This window comes from Kitasatospora aureofaciens (assembly GCF_019192735.1).
In the GTDB taxonomy this organism is placed as follows: domain Bacteria; phylum Actinomycetota; class Actinomycetes; order Streptomycetales; family Streptomycetaceae; genus Kitasatospora; species Kitasatospora aureofaciens_A.
Map to the genome: position 1 here is coordinate 22,168 of NZ_JAHTKP010000017.1, position 16,959 is coordinate 39,126.

The 16,959-nt window shown below is 74.5% G+C and carries 13 protein-coding genes; 7 read left to right on the forward strand and 6 right to left on the reverse strand.

Annotated features, from left to right (window positions below; translation table 11 throughout):
- Positions 1-149 precede the first annotated feature (149 nt).
- The 3 genes from KV557_RS19150 to KV557_RS19160 all read left to right on the forward strand — a co-directional run bounded on the left by KV557_RS19150 (position 150) and on the right by KV557_RS19160 (position 4,210).
- Positions 150-1,019 (forward strand): 3-hydroxyacyl-CoA dehydrogenase family protein, encoded by an 870-nt coding sequence (locus tag KV557_RS19150; protein WP_218201856.1) that lies wholly within the window; start codon positions 150-152, stop codon positions 1,017-1,019.
- Between the two features lie 375 nt (positions 1,020-1,394).
- Positions 1,395-1,718 (forward strand): STAS domain-containing protein, encoded by a 324-nt coding sequence (locus KV557_RS19155; protein ID WP_218201858.1) that lies wholly within the window; start codon positions 1,395-1,397, stop codon positions 1,716-1,718.
- A gap of 191 nt (positions 1,719-1,909) precedes the next feature.
- Positions 1,910-4,210 carry an ATP-binding protein gene (locus KV557_RS19160; protein ID WP_218201860.1) on the forward strand — a complete coding sequence of 767 codons (2,301 nt, stop codon included), beginning with the start codon at positions 1,910-1,912 and terminating at the stop codon, positions 4,208-4,210.
- A 4-nt stretch (positions 4,211-4,214) separates the two neighbouring features.
- On the opposite strand, the gene nucS is transcribed toward KV557_RS19160, so the two are convergent.
- The gene (gene nucS, locus KV557_RS19165; RefSeq protein WP_218201862.1) at positions 4,215-4,874 is read right to left on the reverse strand and encodes an endonuclease NucS; all 660 of its coding nucleotides are present in this window, start codon (positions 4,872-4,874) and stop codon (positions 4,215-4,217) included.
- Between the two features lie 480 nt (positions 4,875-5,354).
- Here nucS and KV557_RS19170 point away from each other — a divergent pair, with 480 nt between their 5' ends.
- Positions 5,355-5,747 (forward strand): SCO5389 family protein, encoded by a 393-nt coding sequence (locus KV557_RS19170; protein WP_218201863.1) that lies wholly within the window; start codon positions 5,355-5,357, stop codon positions 5,745-5,747.
- Between the two features lie 82 nt (positions 5,748-5,829).
- On the opposite strand, the gene KV557_RS19175 is transcribed toward KV557_RS19170, so the two are convergent.
- Positions 5,830-7,185: an LLM class flavin-dependent oxidoreductase gene (locus tag KV557_RS19175; RefSeq protein WP_218201865.1), complete on the reverse strand. Its 1,356-nt coding sequence runs from the start codon at positions 7,183-7,185 to the stop codon at positions 5,830-5,832.
- Between the two features lie 230 nt (positions 7,186-7,415).
- Here KV557_RS19175 and KV557_RS19180 point away from each other — a divergent pair, with 230 nt between their 5' ends.
- Entirely contained in the window at positions 7,416-7,736 is a 321-nt protein-coding gene (locus KV557_RS19180; RefSeq protein WP_218201867.1) for an ATP/GTP-binding protein, read from the forward strand.
- Positions 7,737-7,749: 13 nt separating this feature from the next.
- Here the strand turns inward: KV557_RS19180 and KV557_RS19185 are convergent, their stop codons facing one another.
- Together KV557_RS19185 and KV557_RS19190 are read right to left on the reverse strand one after the other, a co-directional pair.
- On the reverse strand, positions 7,750-8,517 hold the full coding sequence (locus KV557_RS19185; RefSeq protein WP_218201868.1) for an ABC transporter permease subunit: 768 nt from the start codon (positions 8,515-8,517) through the stop codon (positions 7,750-7,752).
- Position 8,518: 1 nt separating this feature from the next.
- The gene (locus tag KV557_RS19190; RefSeq protein WP_218201870.1) at positions 8,519-9,526 is read right to left on the reverse strand and encodes an ATP-binding cassette domain-containing protein; all 1,008 of its coding nucleotides are present in this window, start codon (positions 9,524-9,526) and stop codon (positions 8,519-8,521) included.
- Positions 9,527-9,618: 92 nt separating this feature from the next.
- Here KV557_RS19190 and KV557_RS19195 point away from each other — a divergent pair, with 92 nt between their 5' ends.
- Positions 9,619-10,416: an alpha/beta fold hydrolase gene (locus KV557_RS19195; RefSeq protein ID WP_218201872.1), complete on the forward strand. Its 798-nt coding sequence runs from the start codon at positions 9,619-9,621 to the stop codon at positions 10,414-10,416.
- Positions 10,413-10,724 carry a hypothetical protein gene (locus tag KV557_RS19200; RefSeq protein ID WP_218201874.1) on the forward strand — a complete coding sequence of 104 codons (312 nt, stop codon included), beginning with the start codon at positions 10,413-10,415 and terminating at the stop codon, positions 10,722-10,724. Before KV557_RS19195 ends, KV557_RS19200 begins: the two co-directional genes overlap by 4 nt.
- Positions 10,725-10,804: 80 nt before the next feature.
- Here the strand turns inward: KV557_RS19200 and KV557_RS19205 are convergent, their stop codons facing one another.
- Both KV557_RS19205 and KV557_RS19210 read right to left on the reverse strand, forming a co-directional pair.
- Complete coding sequence (locus KV557_RS19205) at positions 10,805-11,734, reverse strand: cellulose-binding protein (protein ID WP_218201876.1); 930 nt, start codon at positions 11,732-11,734, stop codon at positions 10,805-10,807.
- A 107-nt stretch (positions 11,735-11,841) separates the two neighbouring features.
- Complete coding sequence (locus KV557_RS19210) at positions 11,842-16,533, reverse strand: hypothetical protein (protein WP_218201878.1); 4,692 nt, start codon at positions 16,531-16,533, stop codon at positions 11,842-11,844.
- Positions 16,534-16,959: the final 426 nt, after the last annotated feature.

Sequence of the window (16,959 nt, forward strand, 5' to 3'; positions counted from 1 at the left end):
GTTGCAGATCACACTCCCGATTGCTATTGCGTGCGGGATTTGGGCACTAAAGTCCGCCGTGAGTGACGCGGCTCAACGGCGGTGACCCCTGCCCTGAGCCGCCTTCAGGGCCCGCCCGCAGGGCGGCGACGGCATCGGGAGACCCAGCCATGAGCAATGCGTCCAGCAAGCAGATCGCCGTGATCGGTGCCGGCCTGATGGGCGCCGGCATCGCCCAGGTGTCCGCGCAGGCCGGCCACCCGGTGGTGCTGCGGGACGTCACCGAGGAGGCGCTGCAGCGCGGTCTCGCGGGCATCCGCGCCTCGTGCGAGAAGTTCGTCGCGAAGGGCCGGCTGAGCGCCGAGGACGCCGAGGCCGCGCTCGGCCGGATCACCACCACCACCGACCTGGGCGCCGTCGCCGAGGCCGACATCGTGGTCGAGGCGGTGTTCGAGAAGCTGGAGGTCAAGGAGGGCGTCTTCCGGGAGCTCGACAAGCTCGCCAAGGATGGCGCCGTGCTCGCCTCCAACACCTCCGCCATCCCGATCACCCGGATCGCCGCCGTCACCCAGCGCCCGGAGTCCGTCGTCGGCGTGCACTTCTTCTCGCCGGTGCCGCTGATGAAGCTGGTCGAGCTGGTCCGCGGCTACAAGACCAGCGACGAGACGCTGGCCGCCGCCCGAGCCTTCGCCGAGGGCGTCGGCAAGGAGGTCGTGGTGGTCAACCGCGACGTGGCCGGGTTCGTCACCACCCGCCTGATCACCGCGCTGGTCGTCGAGGCCGCCAAGCTGTACGAGACGGGCGTCGCCTCCGCCGAGGACATCGACACCGCCTGCCGGCTCGGCTTCGGCCACCCGATGGGCCCGCTGGAGACCGCCGACCTGACCGGCGTGGACATCCTGCTGCACGCCGCCCGCAACATCTACGCCGAGACCCAGGACGAGAAGTTCGCCGCGCCGGAGATCATGGCGCGCATGGTCACCGCCGGCGACTTCGGCCGCAAGAGCGGCCGCGGCTTCTACCCGTACGCGGGCAAGTAGGTCCGTACGCAGGCGGATCACCGGGCGGGCCGTGCGATCGGAGCATCGTACGGCCCGCTCCGCCGGGGCGGGTGAGTTTCCTCACGCCGGGTGCCGCAGACGGGTGATTTGGGCGGTAATCGAGCGTAGGTGTGGAGAGTTCCTGCGTATATTCCCTCGGGCGAGTGAAGTTGCTTCAGATGTGGCCGGAACCAGCAACCTGCGGTACTGGTTCGCCGTCAGATGAGGGGGAACCCGGCCCAGGCTGATGATGCTGCGTCCCGGGCCCGGGCGAGGGGCCACGGCCCGCCCGGATGACACCCCGCCCCCGGGCCCGGCACGGCCGGGGCGGACCGAACCCCCCCCGTACCGGCCGACCAGGCGAAGGAGGAGAGCATGCGCATCACCGGCGACCACACGGCGCTGGCGATCGAGGGCCGCCTCGACGTGCGCACCGCCGCCGACGCGCGGGCCCGGCTGCACCAGGCCGTCGACGGCGGCTTCGGCGACCTCGTGCTCGACCTCGCCCGGCTGGAGTTCTGGGACGCCACCGGCCTCGGCGTCATCATGGGCACCCACCGCCGGGCCGGCCGGATCGGCCGCCGGCTGGTGCTGCGCTCCGTCCCGGCCCAGCTCCAGCGCCTGCTGGTGGCCACCAAGCTGCACCGCATCCTCGCGGTCGACGGCGGCATCGCCGAGGCGCACGGGGTCATCCTCTAGGGCGTGTCTGTCAGGCACGCCCTAGCGTTCACCCTGGGACCCGGCTACACGTGTGGGGCCGGATGTGCGAGAGTCTGCCGCGTCAGAAGACGGCCGCCCGGGTCGGGCTGAATCCTGCCCGAACGCGGCCGCATCCAGTCGTCAGCCGGCCGGCGCGGGGCGCCGGCGGCCGAACATGGGCGGAGCAGAACGTGGCACAGCCATCCGGTGACTTCCGGCAGGAGGCCGTCCGCACCCGCGGTGGCGAGCTGGTCTCCGGCGGCCTGCTGGTCGGTGTCGGCGCCCCGGACGGCTCCGAGGCCCGCCCCTGCCCCGAGGAGTGGCGCCCCCGCCCCCGCCGGATCGAGCGCAGCGAGCCCGCCCGTGGCCCGGTCGGCGGCGCCGAGCGCGCGGTCGGCCCGCTCGCCCTCGGCGCCGGGCCCGCCGACCTGCCGCTGCTCGACCGCGAGGCCGACATCGCCGTACTCCTCGGCCTGCTCGCCGAGGGCCGCTCGATACGCCTGGTCGGCCAGGCCGGCTCGGGCCGCAGCGCTCTGCTGTCGGCCGTTGCCGAGGCCGCCGCCGACCTCGCCCCGGGCGGCGTCGTCCAGCTGTGCGGCCACCGCCGCACCACCGCCGACCTGCTCCAGGAACTCTTCGCGGCCACCCACCACGCCCCCGGCTACCGCCCCGACCCGGGCCAGCTGGCCGCGCACCTCGCCGACGTCGGCGCGATCGTCGTCATCGACGGCGCCGAGCCGGCCGGGGCCGGACTGGAGGAGCTGCTCGCCGCCGCCCCCCGCTGCGCGTTCCTGATCTCCGTCGAGCCCAGCAGCTCGGTGCTGCCGGCCGGCTCCCGGCTCCAGGACCACCCGGTCGCCGGGCTCTCGCGCGGCGCCTGCCTCGCGCTCGCCGCCCGGCTCGCCGGACGGCCCCTGGACGTCGCCGAGAAGGCCTGGGCGGTCGACCTCTGGTTCGAGTCCGAGGGCCTGCCGCTGCGGTTCGTCCAGGCCGCCGCGCTGCTGCGCCAGCGGGACGTTTCGGTGGACGCGCTGGTCGCCGCCGAGGAGGACCGGCTGGACGTCTTCGGCGCGATCGCCGAACCTGCCCACGACCCCGACCCGGCCGTCCGGGAGAACGCGCTGCGCCGGACCGTCCCGCTGCCGTCCGTCGCCGAGACCGCCTCGCCCGCCGTCCGGCTCGCCGAGGGGCTCAGCGAGCCCGCGCAGGCCGTGCTGCGGCTCGCGGTGGCGCTCGGCGGCGAGTGCCCGACCGCACCGCACCTGCCCGCGCTGATCGACGTCGGCCAGGGCGAGAGCGCGCTCGCCGAGCTCGCCGACGCCGGGCTCGCGGTGTCCATCGGCGGCCACCACCGGCTCACCGCCGGCGCGCTCGAACTCCTCGCCCCGCACTGGCCGGCCCGCGGCTGCGTCGACGGCGCCGCGCAGCACTTCGCCTGGTGGGTCGGGCACAGCTCGGTGTCGCTGCCGCAGATCGCGGCCGAGGCGGAGGTGCTGATCGGCGTCCTGCTGGCCGACCGCACCGCCGGGCGGCACGAGGCCGTCGTCCGGCTGGCCCGGGCGGCCGGGCCGGCGCTGGCGCTGTCGCTGCGCTGGGGGGCCTGGGAGCGGGTGCTGCAGCTCGGGCTGGAGGCCGCCCGGCGGACCGGCGCGAAGGCCGACGAGGCCTGGTTCCACCACGAGCTGGGCGTCTACGCGATCTGCGTCCGGGAGCCGTCCCGGGCGGTCGCCGAGCTGGAGACCGCGCTCACCCTGCGGGCCGCCGTCGGGGAGCAGCGCGGGGTCGCCGCCGCGGGCAGGATGCTCGACCTGCTGCGCGCGGACGGCCGTCAGCTGCCGGGCGCCGAGCCCGCCGCGGCCGCGCCTGCTCGTGGGCCGGTCATTCGCAAGATCGCCGCCAAGGTGCCGTCGAGCCTGAAGTCCGGGCGAAGGAGGCGGATCGTCGTCGCGTCCGCGGTCCTGCTCACCCTCGGGGTGCTCGGTACGGCGGTGGGGATGAGCGTTGCCGGGCCGGGGGAGCACAAGGCCAACGACCCGCACGGGCAGCTCGACGACGGCAGCGGCACCACCGGTGGGCAGCTCCCGCTGCCGCACCCCAGCACCAGCCCGTCCTCGACGGCCGGCAGCGGCGCCGACGGCCCGGGCAGCAGCCCGGCGGCGGGCGGGACCAGCCCGGAGCCCTCGGCGAGCGGCAGTGGGACGCACTCGCCGTCCGCGTCGGCGTCGGCCTCGAAGAAGCCGAGCCGCTCGCCCGGCGCGACCGGGACGGACACCCCGCAGCAGCCGCAGCCCCAGCAGCCCGCGCCGGGCCAGCCGCAGCCGCCCGTCCAGCAGCCGGGGCCGGGGCCGACTCAGGCCCCTCCGCCGCCGGTGACGAACCCGACGACGTCGGCTCCCGCGCCGAACCCGACCACGACTACGCCGGCTCCGAGTCCTTCGTCCACCTCGCCGACTTCGTCGCCGACGCCGTCGGCGACGAAGTCGGGGCAGTGACCCGTCAGAACAGCTTCAGCTTGTCGTCGTCGATGCCGCGCAGCTCGTCGTAGTCCAGCACCACGCAGCCGATGCCCCGGTCGGTGGCCAGCACGCGGGCCTGGGGCTTGATCTCCTGTGCGGCGAAGACGCCCTTCACCGGGGCCAACAGCGGGTCCCGGTTGAGGAGTTCGAGGTAGCGGGTGAGCTGCTCGACGCCGTCGATCTCGCCGCGCCGCTTGATCTCGACGGCGACCGTGGCCCCGTCGGCGTCGCGGCAGAGGATGTCGACCGGGCCGATCGCGGTCATGTACTCGCGGCGGATCAGCGACCAGCCGGCGCCGAGCACCTCCATCCGGTCCGCCAGCAGCTCCTGGAGGTGCGCCTCGACGCCGTCCTTGATCAGGCCCGGGTCCACCCCGAGCTCGTGGGAGGAGTCGTGCAGCACCTCCTCCAGCGTGATGATGAGCTTCTCGCCGGCCTTGTTCACCACCGTCCAGACCCCGTCGGCCTCCTTGAGGGCGCACGGCGGGGACATCCAGTTCAGCGGCTTGTAGGCGCGGTCGTCGGCGTGGATGCTGACGCTGCCGTCGGCCTTGACCAGGATGAGCCTGGTGGCGGAGGGCAGATGGGCGGAGAGCCGACCGGCATAGTCGACTGAGCAGCGGGCAATTACGAGACGCACGGTCGACCACGCTAGCCCACTGGGGCCAGTTGATGCGATTCCGCGACGACCGGGTGAAGAATCCGCGAACCCCGCGAACATGGAGGTTCGGCGGTCCCGGGGGATGCCTCCCGCGGTCTGGCGCCCCTACCCCGGGGTCGCTACCGTGTGTGACGGCATGCGTGCGGGAGCGCTGTCAACGGGGATGGAGACTTCAGATGAACGATCCGACAGGATCCGGCCATTCTGGTGCACCGCAGCGTATTTCCCAAGCAATCCGCAGGAACCACCGGCCTGGTCCGCCGTTGACTGCCACGCTGTTCTGAGCGGTCGGTGTCCGGGACGTCACGTCCAGTGGCGCCACCGCCCCTCGCACGATGCCGGAAACAGCCGTACCGGGCTGCTCCGGACATCACGCGCGTTTACACCCACCTCACTGTGAGCTTTGGACTACGCACCACCACCCGGGCGCCGCGCGGGTGGACCGCGAGAGGAGAATCCATGTCGCTCGACGTCTCACCGGCCCTGCTGGAAAAGGCCGAGCGGGGCGAGGTCGACGAGCGGGAATTCGTCGACTGCGTCCGCGTCTCCCTGCCGTACGCCTGGGACCTGATCAGCTCGCTGGTCGCCCAGGCGAAGGTCGACGGCACCGACTTCGCCGACAACCAGGTACCGCCGCCCAGCGAGCAGGCCCGCGGCCAGCTCCTTCGGGCACTCGCCAGCGACGCCATCCGGGGGGCCCTGCAGCGGCACTTCGGGGTGCAGCTGGCGTTCCAGAACTGTCACCGGGTGGCGGTCTTCCTGCCCTCGGCGGCCAACGAGGCGCGGATCCAGCGCTTCACCTCCGTCCGGGAGCAGTTGCTCAACCAGTCCGAGGAACTGCGGGACTGCTGAGGTCCGCCCGTGCGGCGGCGGCCGGAATGCCGCCGGGCCGCCCCGGCCCCCGGTGCGGGGGGAGGGGGCGGCCCGGGCCTGCTCAGCTCAGCTGCGGGAGCACCTCGGAACCGAGCCGGGCGATGTTGTGCAGGGTCGCCTCGCGGTCGCCGCTGCCCTCGGCGAGCAGCGCGAAGCGGCGGATGCCGGTCCGTTCGGCGGTGGCCAGCAGCCGGTCGGCGCACTGCTTCGGGGTGCCCACCGCGTGCAGGTCGCAGAGGAGTTCGGTGTACTGGTGCGGGTCACGCATCTTGCGCTCCCGGCCGTCCACGGTGCGGTGGGCGCCGAGCCCGTACTCGAACCAGCCCGGCATGGCGCTCAGCAGCGTGGCCCGGGCCTCCGAGGCGCGGTCGTCGACCTGGGCGACCCCGGCCGCGACGTGCCGGCGGGTGATCCGGCGCAGTTGCTCCTCGCTGCGGCCGGAGGCCAGCCAGGCGCTCCGGTACAGCTCCAGCATCTTCAGCTTGTCGTCGTCGCCGGAGTGCATGCCCAGCAGCATCGGCAGGCCGCGTTCGGCGGCGAGCTTCACCCCGCCCGGCGACGTGCACGCCACGACCACCGGCGGGCCGGCCACCGGCCGTCCGGCGGCGGTCAGTTCCTCGCCGAGGCCCCCGACTCCCCCGACACCGCCGATGCCCCCGACGGGCCCGACGCCCTCGACGTCCTGGCGCTGACGCGGGAAGCGCAGCCGGCCGGCGGGCTCGCCGAGGCCGAGCCAGGCGCCCAGCCCGGGCCGGCGGACCGGTTCGGTCGCCCGCGGCACCACCGCCACCTCGGGGAACGCGAACTGCGGCCCGTCCGCGCCGACCCGGGAGCCGCGCAGCCACCGCATCAGCAGGTCCAGCCGCTCCGGGAAGCCGTTCTCGAAGGCGTCCACGCCGCTGCCGAACACGTCCAGGTCGATCCACGGGCCGCCGCGGCCCACCCCGAGCGTGAAGCGTCCGCCGGAGGTGAGGTGCAGCAGCGCGGCCTGTTCGCCGAGCGCCACCGGGTGGGTGGTGGAGAGCACGCTGACCGCGGTGCCGATGCCGATCCGGCGGGTCCGGCCGAGCAGCAGCGCGGCCAGGGTGGCGGCGTTCGGGCAGACCCCGTACGGGACGAAGTGGTGCTCGGCCAGCCAGACGCTGTCCAGGCCCGCGCGTTCGGCCTCGACGGCGGCCCGGACGGTGCGGTCCAGCACCTCGCCGTGGGTCTGCCCGGGGAACTGCGCGGAGAGCAGGAAGGCGCCGACCCGGACCGGCGCGGTGTCCGCCGGGAGCACGCCGGCCCGTTGGGTGGCGGGCAGCGCGTCGCCCGCGGCGGCCGTCACCGGGGGGACGGAGCTCAACGCCGGTCCGGGGGCGGGCGGCCGGACGCCGACGGGCCGACGGGTCTCGGCGCGGGCGCTGGTCTTGGTCATCGTTGGGCCTCCTCGGGTGCGCGCAGGGTTCGCGGGCCCCGCCTGTTCCCCTTGTGGGTATCCGATGTCATGTGCCAATGGCACGCTGAACGACGAATTTCCCGGAAGATCGGGTGGATCTCGGCGGAAACACCGAACCGCCGCACGATGCCGTGATAGTGGCCTTCGGGGGCTGGTGCCCGGCCGTAGTCTGGAACGGTCCCGAGCCCCCTGAAGAGAGGCAGTCCGCCGTGTCGCCCCGCCGCAACCGGATCAAGAGCGCCGCTGAGCGCGAGGCCGAACGGCCCGCCCCGCTGGGCGGTTCGCTGCGCCGCACCGAGAGCTACCAGGGCGACGATTGGGTGGTCCAGACGGTCGCCGGGACGGCCGGGCGGCACTACCGCTGCCCGGGCTGCGACCAGGAGATCCCGTCCGGGGTCGGCCATGTGGTGGCCTGGCCGGTGCACGGCGCGGGGGTGGACGACCGGCGGCACTGGCACCGCGCGTGCTGGGGAGCGCGGGAGCGCCGGGCCTCCAACGTCCTGCGAGGCCGCGGCGCTCCGCGCTACTGAGTCCCGAACTTCCTTACGCGTCACGGCTCTTGAGCACCAGTGCGCCGCCGACCAGGGCGGCCAGGGTCCAGGCGAGGCAGATCGCGAAGCCGGCCCACGGCCCGTACGGCTGGCCCTGCTCCTCGAACACGAGCAGCATGCGGGAGCCCGCGTAGTCGGGGAAGTAGTGGGCCAGCGTCTTCACCTTCGGCACCACCGACAGGATCGGTGAGAGCAGGAAGAAGAACGGCACCAGCACGCCCAGCGCCAGTGTCTGGTTGCGCAGCATCGCGGTGACTCCGGCCGAGAACAGGCAGAGCATCGTCAGGTACAGCGCCGCGCCGAACACCGCGCGCAGCACGTGCGGTTCGCCGAGGGTGGTGGAGTGCGAGCCGAGCAGCGCCTGGCCGGTGAAGAAGGTGATGAACGCCGTCACCACCGAGACGACCAGGGCCAGGGCGCCGAGCACCACCGCCTTGCCGGTGAGCAGCGTGCCGCGCTGCGGGACGGCGGCCAGGGTGACCCGGATCAGCCCGCTGCTGTACTCGTTGCCGATCGCCAGCACGCCGAAGACGATGATCGCGAGCTCGCCGAGCCGGATGCCGGCGAAGGCGGTGCTGGTGGCGTCGAACGGGGTCTGCACGTTGCGGCGGAACTCGGTGAAGTTGTTGTTGGTGAGCAGGGACAGCAGCGCGCCGAGGCCGACCGTGACGACGAAGGTCAGGGCCAGGGTCCAGATCGTCGAGCGGACGCTGCGGATCTTCGTCCACTCGGAGCGCAGGATCGCCGGGAAGGACGCCATCTCAGTTCTCCTCCTGTCTTGCCGCCGCGGCCGGCTGGGCGTTGCTGTGCTGCTGCCGGCCGGCGGCCCAGGTGCCGGGTGCGCCGGCCGCGTCGCGGCCCGGTCCGTCGCCGGCGTGGTACTCCACCGAGTCGGCCGTCATCTGCATGAACGCCTCCTCCAACGAGGCCTGCTGGGGGCTGAGTTCGTGCAGGACGACGCCGTGTGCGGCGGCCAGGTCGCCGAGTGCGGCGAGGTCGCCGCCGACCACCTCGTAGGAGCCGTCGGGGCCGGGCTCGTGGCGGAGCCCGGCGACGGCCAGGACGTCGAGCAGGCGCTCGGGCTGCGGGGTCCGCATCCGGACGGCGGAGCGGGAGTTGCGCTTGATGAACTCGGGCATCGGCAGGTCGGCGAGCAGCCGGCCCCGGCCGATGACCACCAGGTGGTCGGCGGTGACGGCCATCTCGCTCATCAGGTGCGAGGAGACGAAGACGGTGCGGCCCTCGGCGGCGAGCCGCTTCATGAGGTTGCGGATCCAGAGGATGCCCTCCGGGTCCAGGCCGTTGACCGGCTCGTCGAACATGACGATCTCCGGGTCGCCGAGCAGCGCGGAGGCGATGCCCAGGCGCTGGCCCATGCCGAGCGAGAAGCCGCGGGCCCGCTTGCGGGCGACCGGGGTGAGGCCGACCAGCGCGAGCGCCTCGTCGACCCGGCGCTCCGGGATGCGGTTGCTCTGGGCGAGCCAGAGCAGGTGGTCGCGGGCGGTGCGGCCGGGGTGGACGGCCTTGGCCTCCAGCAGCGCGCCGATGTACTTGAGCGGCTCGCTGAGCTGCCCGTATCTCCTGCCGTCGATGGTGACCCGGCCTCCGGTGGGGCGGTCGAGGTCGAGGATCATGCGCATCGTGGTGGACTTGCCCGCGCCGTTGGGGCCGAGGAAGCCGGTGACGACCCCCTGTGGGACCCGGAAGCTGAGCCGGTCCACCGCGAGAGTCCTGCCGTGACGTTTTGTCAGGTCGTGCAACTCGATCATTCGCGCTCCCTTACTCTCTGTCAGGTTAGGACAAAGCGGATATCGCGGCCCGCTGAGTGGGCCCGCCGGGCGGACCGCAATACGGTGGGCCCATGACCCAGCTCCCTTCAGCATTGTCGGTGCGCGAGAGCGGCACCGGAACGCCCCTACTGCTGTTGCACGCCTTCCCGCTGAACGCCGCGATGTGGTCCGCCCAACTGGACGCGCTGCCCGGCCTGACCGGGGACGAGGCCCGGGTGCTCGCCCCCGACCAGCGGGGCTTCGGCGGCACCGCGCTGGGCACCGACGAGCCCTCGCTGGACCTGGTCGCCGACGACCTCGCGCTGCTGCTGGACGCGGCCGGGATCGAGCGCGCGGTGGTCGGCGGGCTCTCCATGGGCGGCTACGTGGCGCTGGCTTTCGCCCGCCGCCACCCGGACCGGCTGGCGGGCCTGCTGCTGGCCAACACCCGGGCCACCGCCGACACCGACGCCGTCCGCGCCAACCGGGAGCGGATCGCTGCCGCCGTCCTCGCCCGCGACAGCGTGCAGTTGCTGCTCGACGAGCAGGTGGCGGCCGGCCAGCTCGGGCCGGACTCGCAGCACCTGGTGGAGCGGGTGCAGTCGCTGGTCGCCGCCGCGCCGCCGGCCGCCGTCGCGTGGGCACAGCGGGCCATGGCGGCCCGGCCGGATGCCCAGGAGGTACTGGCCGGTCTGCGGGTGCCGGCGGCGATCGTCGCGGGCGCCGAGGACGCCTTGGTGGCCGTCGAGGAGGCCGAGCTGATGGCGCGGCTGCGGCCGGACGCCGAACTGACCGTCATCCCCGGCGTGGGCCATCTGAGCGCCCTGGAGGCGCCCGAGGCGTTCGACACCGCCGTCCGCAAGCTGCTCGCCCGGGTGGCGGCCGGATGACGGAGGACACGGCCGGCTGGGACTTCTCGACCCTGGAGGTGACCGGCCGGATGCCCGTGACCAACCGCGGCGAGGGGCTGGTCGAACTGACCCTGGAACCGCTCGGCGAGGACTACTGGATGCGCCCGGGGGAGACCTTCATCGTCACCTCGTACGGCGACCACGGCTCCGGCCACCCCTTCGAGGTGCAGTACTGGCCGGACTCCGTCTCGGTCTGGTGCACCTCGTGGTTCGGCACCGTCTCGGACGACGAGGGCAACCAGCTCAGCAGCGGCCACCAGCGGCCCGACGGGGCCTATCCGAGGTGAGGCCAGGTCATCCGAGATGATGACGGCGTGAAACGCGGCAGGCCCTCACCCGGGCGGGTGAGGGCCTGCCGGCTGCGGCGTCAGCGCGACTGCTGGGCGGGCACGCCCATGGTGTCGTCGTTCGGCAGCGACGCGGCGGCCACGGCCGCGCCGGTCAGCGTCGCCAGCATCTCGCGGACGTTGGTCAGCTGGGCGTTGATGCTGTCGCGGCGGTTGGTGAGCGCCGCCAGCTCGCGCTCGGACTCGCTGCGGATCCGGTCGGCCTTGGCGTTCGCGTCCGCCACGATGTCCTCGGACTGGCGCTGGGCCGTCTCGACGGTCTGGCGGGCCCGGCGCTCGGCGTCGGTGCGCAGCTTCTCGGCCTCCAGGCGCAGCTGCTCGGCCCGGTGCTCGATCTCGGCCAGGCGCTTCTCGGCCTTGGCCTGACGGGCGGCCAGGTCCCGCTCGGACTGCTCGCGGCGCTTGGCCAGATTGGTCTCGAACTCCAGCGCGGCCTGGGCGGCCTTGGTGCGGGTCTCCTCGAAGAGGGCGTCCGCCTCCTCGCGCTTGTTCTGGGCGTCCTTGTTGGCCTCGGCGCGCAGCTGGGCGCTGTCGCTCTTGGCCTTGTCGACGATCCGCAGACCCTCGTCCTCCGCCTTGGCCTTGCGGTCCTTGGCGTAGTTCTCGGCCTCGGTGCGGACCTGCTGCGCGGCGGCCTCGGCCAGCTCGCGGTGCTGCTCGGCGGCGCGGTGCGCCTCGTCGCGCAGGTCCTTGGCCTCCTCCTCGGCGAGGCGCAGGATCTTCTCGACCCGGGCGCCGAGACCGGCGTACGAGGGCTCCGCCTCGGTGACCGCCGCCTGGGCGGTCTGGGTCTCCAGGTGGAGCTCCTCGATCCGCTTCTCCAGCGCGCTGATCCGGGTCAAGGCACTGTCACGGTCGGCCACCAGCTTGGTGATCCGCTCGTCGACCTGGGCACGCTCGTACCCACGGCGCACCAGGTCGAAGCCGTGAGGGGAGTGACTGTCGCTCATGGGGTTCTGGGCTTCCTGTCGTCAAACCGCTGAGGTGGTTGAGGGAATCCTGACACGGTACCGGAGTGTCGACGGCGAAGTGCCGTTGTCTCGCGGACAATGTCCGCTCAATCGGGTGGTGCGCTCTTGGAGCGATTGCCACCCGACCGGGGGGAGCCAACTCCGGCACCGGCCTTGGCACCCCCGTCCTTCTTGCTGTTTCCCCCGCTTGCCTGTGTCACCGGTGACGGTGCCTCGAAAGCCTCCAGTGCGGACAGCACGTCCTGGACCCTGGAGATCTCGGTGTTGATGTCCTTGCGACGGCGCACCAGTTCGTCCAGCTCGCGCCGGCCCTCGGCGGTGACCCGCTCCGCCTCGGTGCGCGCCTCGCCGAGCAGCCGCTCGGCCTCGGCCCTGGCCAGCTCGATCTGCTCGTCCGCCGCGCGCTCGGCGGCCAGCAGCCGCTTCTCCGCCTCGGCGGAGGCGCTCTCCAGCTGCTCCTCGGCCTCGTCCTGTGCCGACTGCAGCTTGGCCTCGGCCTTGACGATCAGCGCCTCGGCGCGCTCGGTGGAGTTGGCGAGCTTGGTCTCCGCCTCCTTCAGCAGGTTCTCGGCCTTGCGGACGGCCGAGAGCCGGACCTTGCTGGCCTCCGCGGACGCCTCCGAGGTCAGCTCGTTGGCCCGCTCGTCGGCGGCGGCGACCAGGGCCGCCGCGCGCTCCTCGGCCTCGGTGACGGTGGCCACCGCCTGCTCCTCGGCCTCGGTGAGCTGCTCCTGAGCGGCCGTCACCAGGGCGTCCACCCGCTCGCCGGCCGACTTCATGGCCGCCGCGTTCTCCTTGCGGGCCCGCTCGTGCAGCGCCTCCACCTCGGCGTCGGTGCGCTCGCGCAGCTCCTCGGCGCGCTCGCGGATCGCGGTGGCGTCCCGGCGGGCCTCGGCGAGCAGCGTGTCCGCGTCGGCGCGGCCCTTCTCCACCTCGGCCTGGCCGGCCGCCTCGCCGGCGCCGACCAGCCGGTCGGCCTCCTTGCGGGCGGCGGCGACCATCGCGTCCGCCTGCTCCTCGGCGGCGGCGGTGGTGGCCAGGGCGGTGGTCTGGGCGTCCTCGCCGAGCGACTCGGCGTCCGCGAAGGCCTTCTCCAGGACGGACTTGGCCTGGTCCCGGGTGGCCTTGTCGAACTGCTCGGCGGCCTCCCGGGTCTTCGCGTCGTAGGCGTCGGCGCGGGCGTGGGTGGCGGTGTCGTAGTCGTCCGCGAGGGTGCGGGTGGCGAGCGCGTACTCCTCGGCCTCGGCGCGCAGCGCGGCGGCCAGCTCCTCGGCGTCGGCGACCAGGCCGGCCGCGTGCTCATCGGCGGCGGCCACCGTGCGGGCGGCCTGCGCCTCGGCGTCGGCGCGCAACTGGTCGGCGGCCTCCTGGGCGGTGCGCAGTTCGGCGTCGGCCTCGGCGCGCAGCTGCTCGTCGTAGGCCTGGGCCTCGGCGCGCTGCCGGGCGAGTTCGGCCTCGGCGGCCTCGCGCTCGGTGGCCAGCTCCAGCTCGGTCTGCTCGCGCAGGGCGGCCGTCTCGGCGGCGGTGCGGGCGCGCAGGTCCGCGGTCTCGCGGTCGGCCAGCTCGCGCTGTTCGGCGGTCTCCCGGTTGGCCAGCTCGCGCTGTTCGGCGGTCTCCCGGTTGGCCAGCTCGCGCTGTTCGATGGTCTCGCGGTCGGCGAGGGCCCGCTGGTCGCTGGTCTCGCGGTCGGCGAGTTCGCGCTGCTCGGTGGTCTCCCGCTCGGCGTCGGCCCGCAGGTCGGCGGCGGCCTGCTCGGCCTGCTCGCGGACCTCGGCGGCTTCGCGCTCGGCGGCGGCCCGCAGCTCGGCGATCTGCTGGGAGGCGGCCTCGTGCATGCCCGCCACCGACTGGCGGACCTCGGCGGCCTCGTCCTCGGCGGCCTCGACCAGGCCGGCGCCCTCGGACCTGGCGGCGGCGATCAGCTCGTCGCCGTCGGCGTGGGCCTGCTCCAGGACGGCGGTGGCCTCGGCGCGGATGGTGTCGGCGGTGGCCCGGGCCTCGGACAGCTCGCGGCCGGCCTCGGCGCGGACCGTCTCGGCCTGCTCGTTGGCCAGGGCCAGTTCGGCGGCGGCCTTCTCGCGGACCTCGTCGGCGGCCTGCGCGGCCTCGGCCCGGCGCTGCTCGGCGGCGGTCCGGGCGGACTCCAGCTGCTCCTCGGCCTCCGCGTGCAGGGCGGCGGTTTCGGCGGCGGTGCGTTCGGTGAGCTCGGTGGCGGTCTGCTCGGCCTCGGTGCGGACGCGGTCGGCGTACGTCTCGGCGGCCTCGCGGACGGCGGCCGTCTCGTTCGCCGTGCGCTGGGTGAGTTCGGCGGCGGCCTGTTCGGTCTCGGCGCGCAGGGCGGCGGTTTCGGCGGCGGTGCGTTCGGTGAGCTCGGTGGCGGTCTGCTCGGCCTCGGTGCGGACGCGGTCGGCGTACGTCTCGGCGGCCTCGCGGACGGCGGCCGTCTCGTTCGCCGTGTGCTCGGTCAGCTCCGCGGCGGCCTGCTCGGCCTGCTCGCGGGCGGCCCGGGCGGCGGCCAGCTGCTCGGCGGTCTCCTCGCGCTCGCGCAGCAGCCCGGCGGCGGCCTCCTCGTGCTCGCGCCGGCTCTCCTCGCGCAGGGCGGTGGCGACGGCCTCGGCCTCGCCCCGGGTGCGGGCGGCCTCGGTGTCGGCCTCGGTGCGCACCCGCTCGGCGTCGGCCACCGCGGCGTCCCGGACGGCGCTCGCCTCGGCCTGGGCGTCGGCCCGCACGGCGTCCGCGGCGGCGCTCGCCCCGTCGCGCACCCGCTGGTCGAACTCGGCTGCGTCGCGCCGGAGTTCGGCGGTCTCGCGCTCGGCAGCGGTGCGGTTCTCGGCGGCCGCGGCCTTCGCGGCGGCGAGCGCGTCCTGGCCCCGCTGCTCGGCGGCGGAGGTGATCTTCTCCGCCTCGGCGCGGGCCCGGGCCAGGGTCTGCTCGGCCCGGCCCTGGGTCTCGGCGGCCTGCTCCTGGGCCTGCTCGCGCAGCCGCTCGATCTCCCCGGCGGCGCCGGCCCGCAGCTCGTCCGCGTCGGCCTTGGCCCGGGTGAGCAGCTCCTCGGCGTTCTTCGCCGACTCCTCGATCTGCACGACGGCCTGGCGGCGGGCCTCGCCACGCACCCGGTCGGCCTCGGCAGCGGCCTGGGCGCGCAGCTCCTCGGCCTCGGCGCGCAGCCGGGCGGCCTCGTCCTGCATCTGCTCGATCCGCTCGCGGATCGCGGCGGCGTCGTCCAGGGCGGCGTTCTGCGCCTGCTCGACGGCGGCCTGGGCCTGCTCGCGCAGGCGCTGCGCCTCGGCGGCGGCCTCGGTGCGGATCCGCTCGGCCTCGGTGGCGGCCGCGCTCCGGGCGGTCTCGGCGTCCTGGTTGGCCCGGTCGAGCACCTCCTCCGCGGTCTTGGCGGCCTTGGCGAGGTGGACGGTGGCGTCCTTGGCGCCGGCCGCCCGGCCCTCCTCCTCGGCCTCGCTGCGCAGCCGCTGGGCCTCGGCCTCGGCGTGCGCGCGCAGGTCGGCGAGCTCGCGCTCGGCCTGGGCGCGCAGGTCGGCGATCGCCGCCTCGGCCTCGGCCCGCAGCTGACCGGCGACGGACTCGGCGGTGGCCCGCAGCCGCTCGCTCTCCTCGGCCGCGGCGGCCTTGGCGGCGTCCGCCTGGGCCTGCCTGGTGGCGGCCGCGGTACGGATCGCCTCGGCCTCGGCGCGGATGGCCTCGGCCTCCTTGGTGGCCTGGCCGACCATGCGGGCAACCTCGGCCCGGGCGGTCTGCGAGCGCTGCTCGCTGGCGGCCTCGCCGTCGGCGACCTTGCGCTCGGCGGCGGCCTCGGCGTCGGCCTGGAGCTGTTCGGCGGCCTCCTCGGCCTGGGCGCGCAGCTCGGCGGCCTCCCGGCGGGTGCGCTCGGCCTCGGCGATCGCCTCGGCGCGCAGCCGCTCTATCTCCGCCTGGGCGTGCGCGAGCTGCTGCTCGGCGCGGGCCTGCTCGGCGGCGGCCTGCTCCTTGAGCCGGCCGATCTCGGCCTGCGCGACGGCGAGCTGCTGTTCGGCGGCGACGTGGGCGGCGGCGAGCTGCTGCTGGGCCTCGCCGCGGGCGGCGTCGACGTCGGCGGCGGCCTGGGCGCCGGCCTGCTGGGCCTGCTCGGAGGCGGCGCGCAGCAGACGTTCGGCGTCGTTCTGGGCCCGCTGGAGGGCGGCCTCGGCGGCGGCATGGGCTTCGCCGCGGGCGGCGTCGACATCGGCGGCGGTCTGGGCGCGGGCCTGGTCGGCGAGGGCGACGGCCTCGGCGCGGGCGGCGGCGACCATCCGCTCGGCCTCGACGCGGGCCTCCTGGAGCAGGCGCTGGGCCTCCTGCTCGCTGCCGGCCCGGGTCTGCTCGGCCCAGCCACTGACGTGCTGCTCGGCGTTGCGGCGCAGTTCGGCGAGCTCGTCCTCAAGCTGGCGGCGGCGGGCGGTGAGCTCGGCCTCCAGGCGGGCGGTGCGCTCGGCGGCCTCGGCCATGATCCGCTGGGTGGCGGCCTGGGAGTCGCGCAGCTGGCGCTCGGCGTCCGCGCGCAGCTGCTGGGCCTGCATCTCGGCGGTGCGGAGCATCTGCTCGGCCTGGCCGGAGACGGCGTCGAAGGCGCGCGGCTGGGCGAGCATGCGGCGGGACTCGTGCAGCTTCGCCCGGAGCACCTCCACCTGGTAGGCGAGGTCCTCGGCATGCTCGACTGCCTTGTCCCGCTCCTTCCGAGTCCGACCCATCTCGGCCTCGAACTGGGAGAGGTGATCGTCAGCCTCGTAGCGGTCGTTGCCCCGCACTCCGCGGTCCCATCCATCTCCTGGTCGCGTCCTCGACCCGGCCGGTGCCGGGCTCCCGTTGTCCGGGGGCCGGTCCGACTGGTCCTTGCATCCGCGGCCGGTGGTGGCCCCCCGTCATGCCGGGGCCGCCCGTCGCGGTTGTCGGAGTCCTGGGCGCGGAAGCGCGGTGGTACCGCGTTCCCCCGTCCGGGTGGACTCCTGGGCGAACTCTTGCCTTGTGGAGAATGGTGACAGATCCGTGTAGCGACTGTTCAGCCGTGCCCGCGTAGTGGACTCCCCTGCGACGGGCCGCCGCCAGAGGGCGGACAGGCCTGTCATCGGCCGTGCCCGTCGCCTCCGTCAACCCGGAGTCTTCGCGCACCTGGGCATTGTAGTGGGAGCGCACTGCGGGGGAATGGCCGCGTGGCGGTTTTCCGGGTTGCCCGG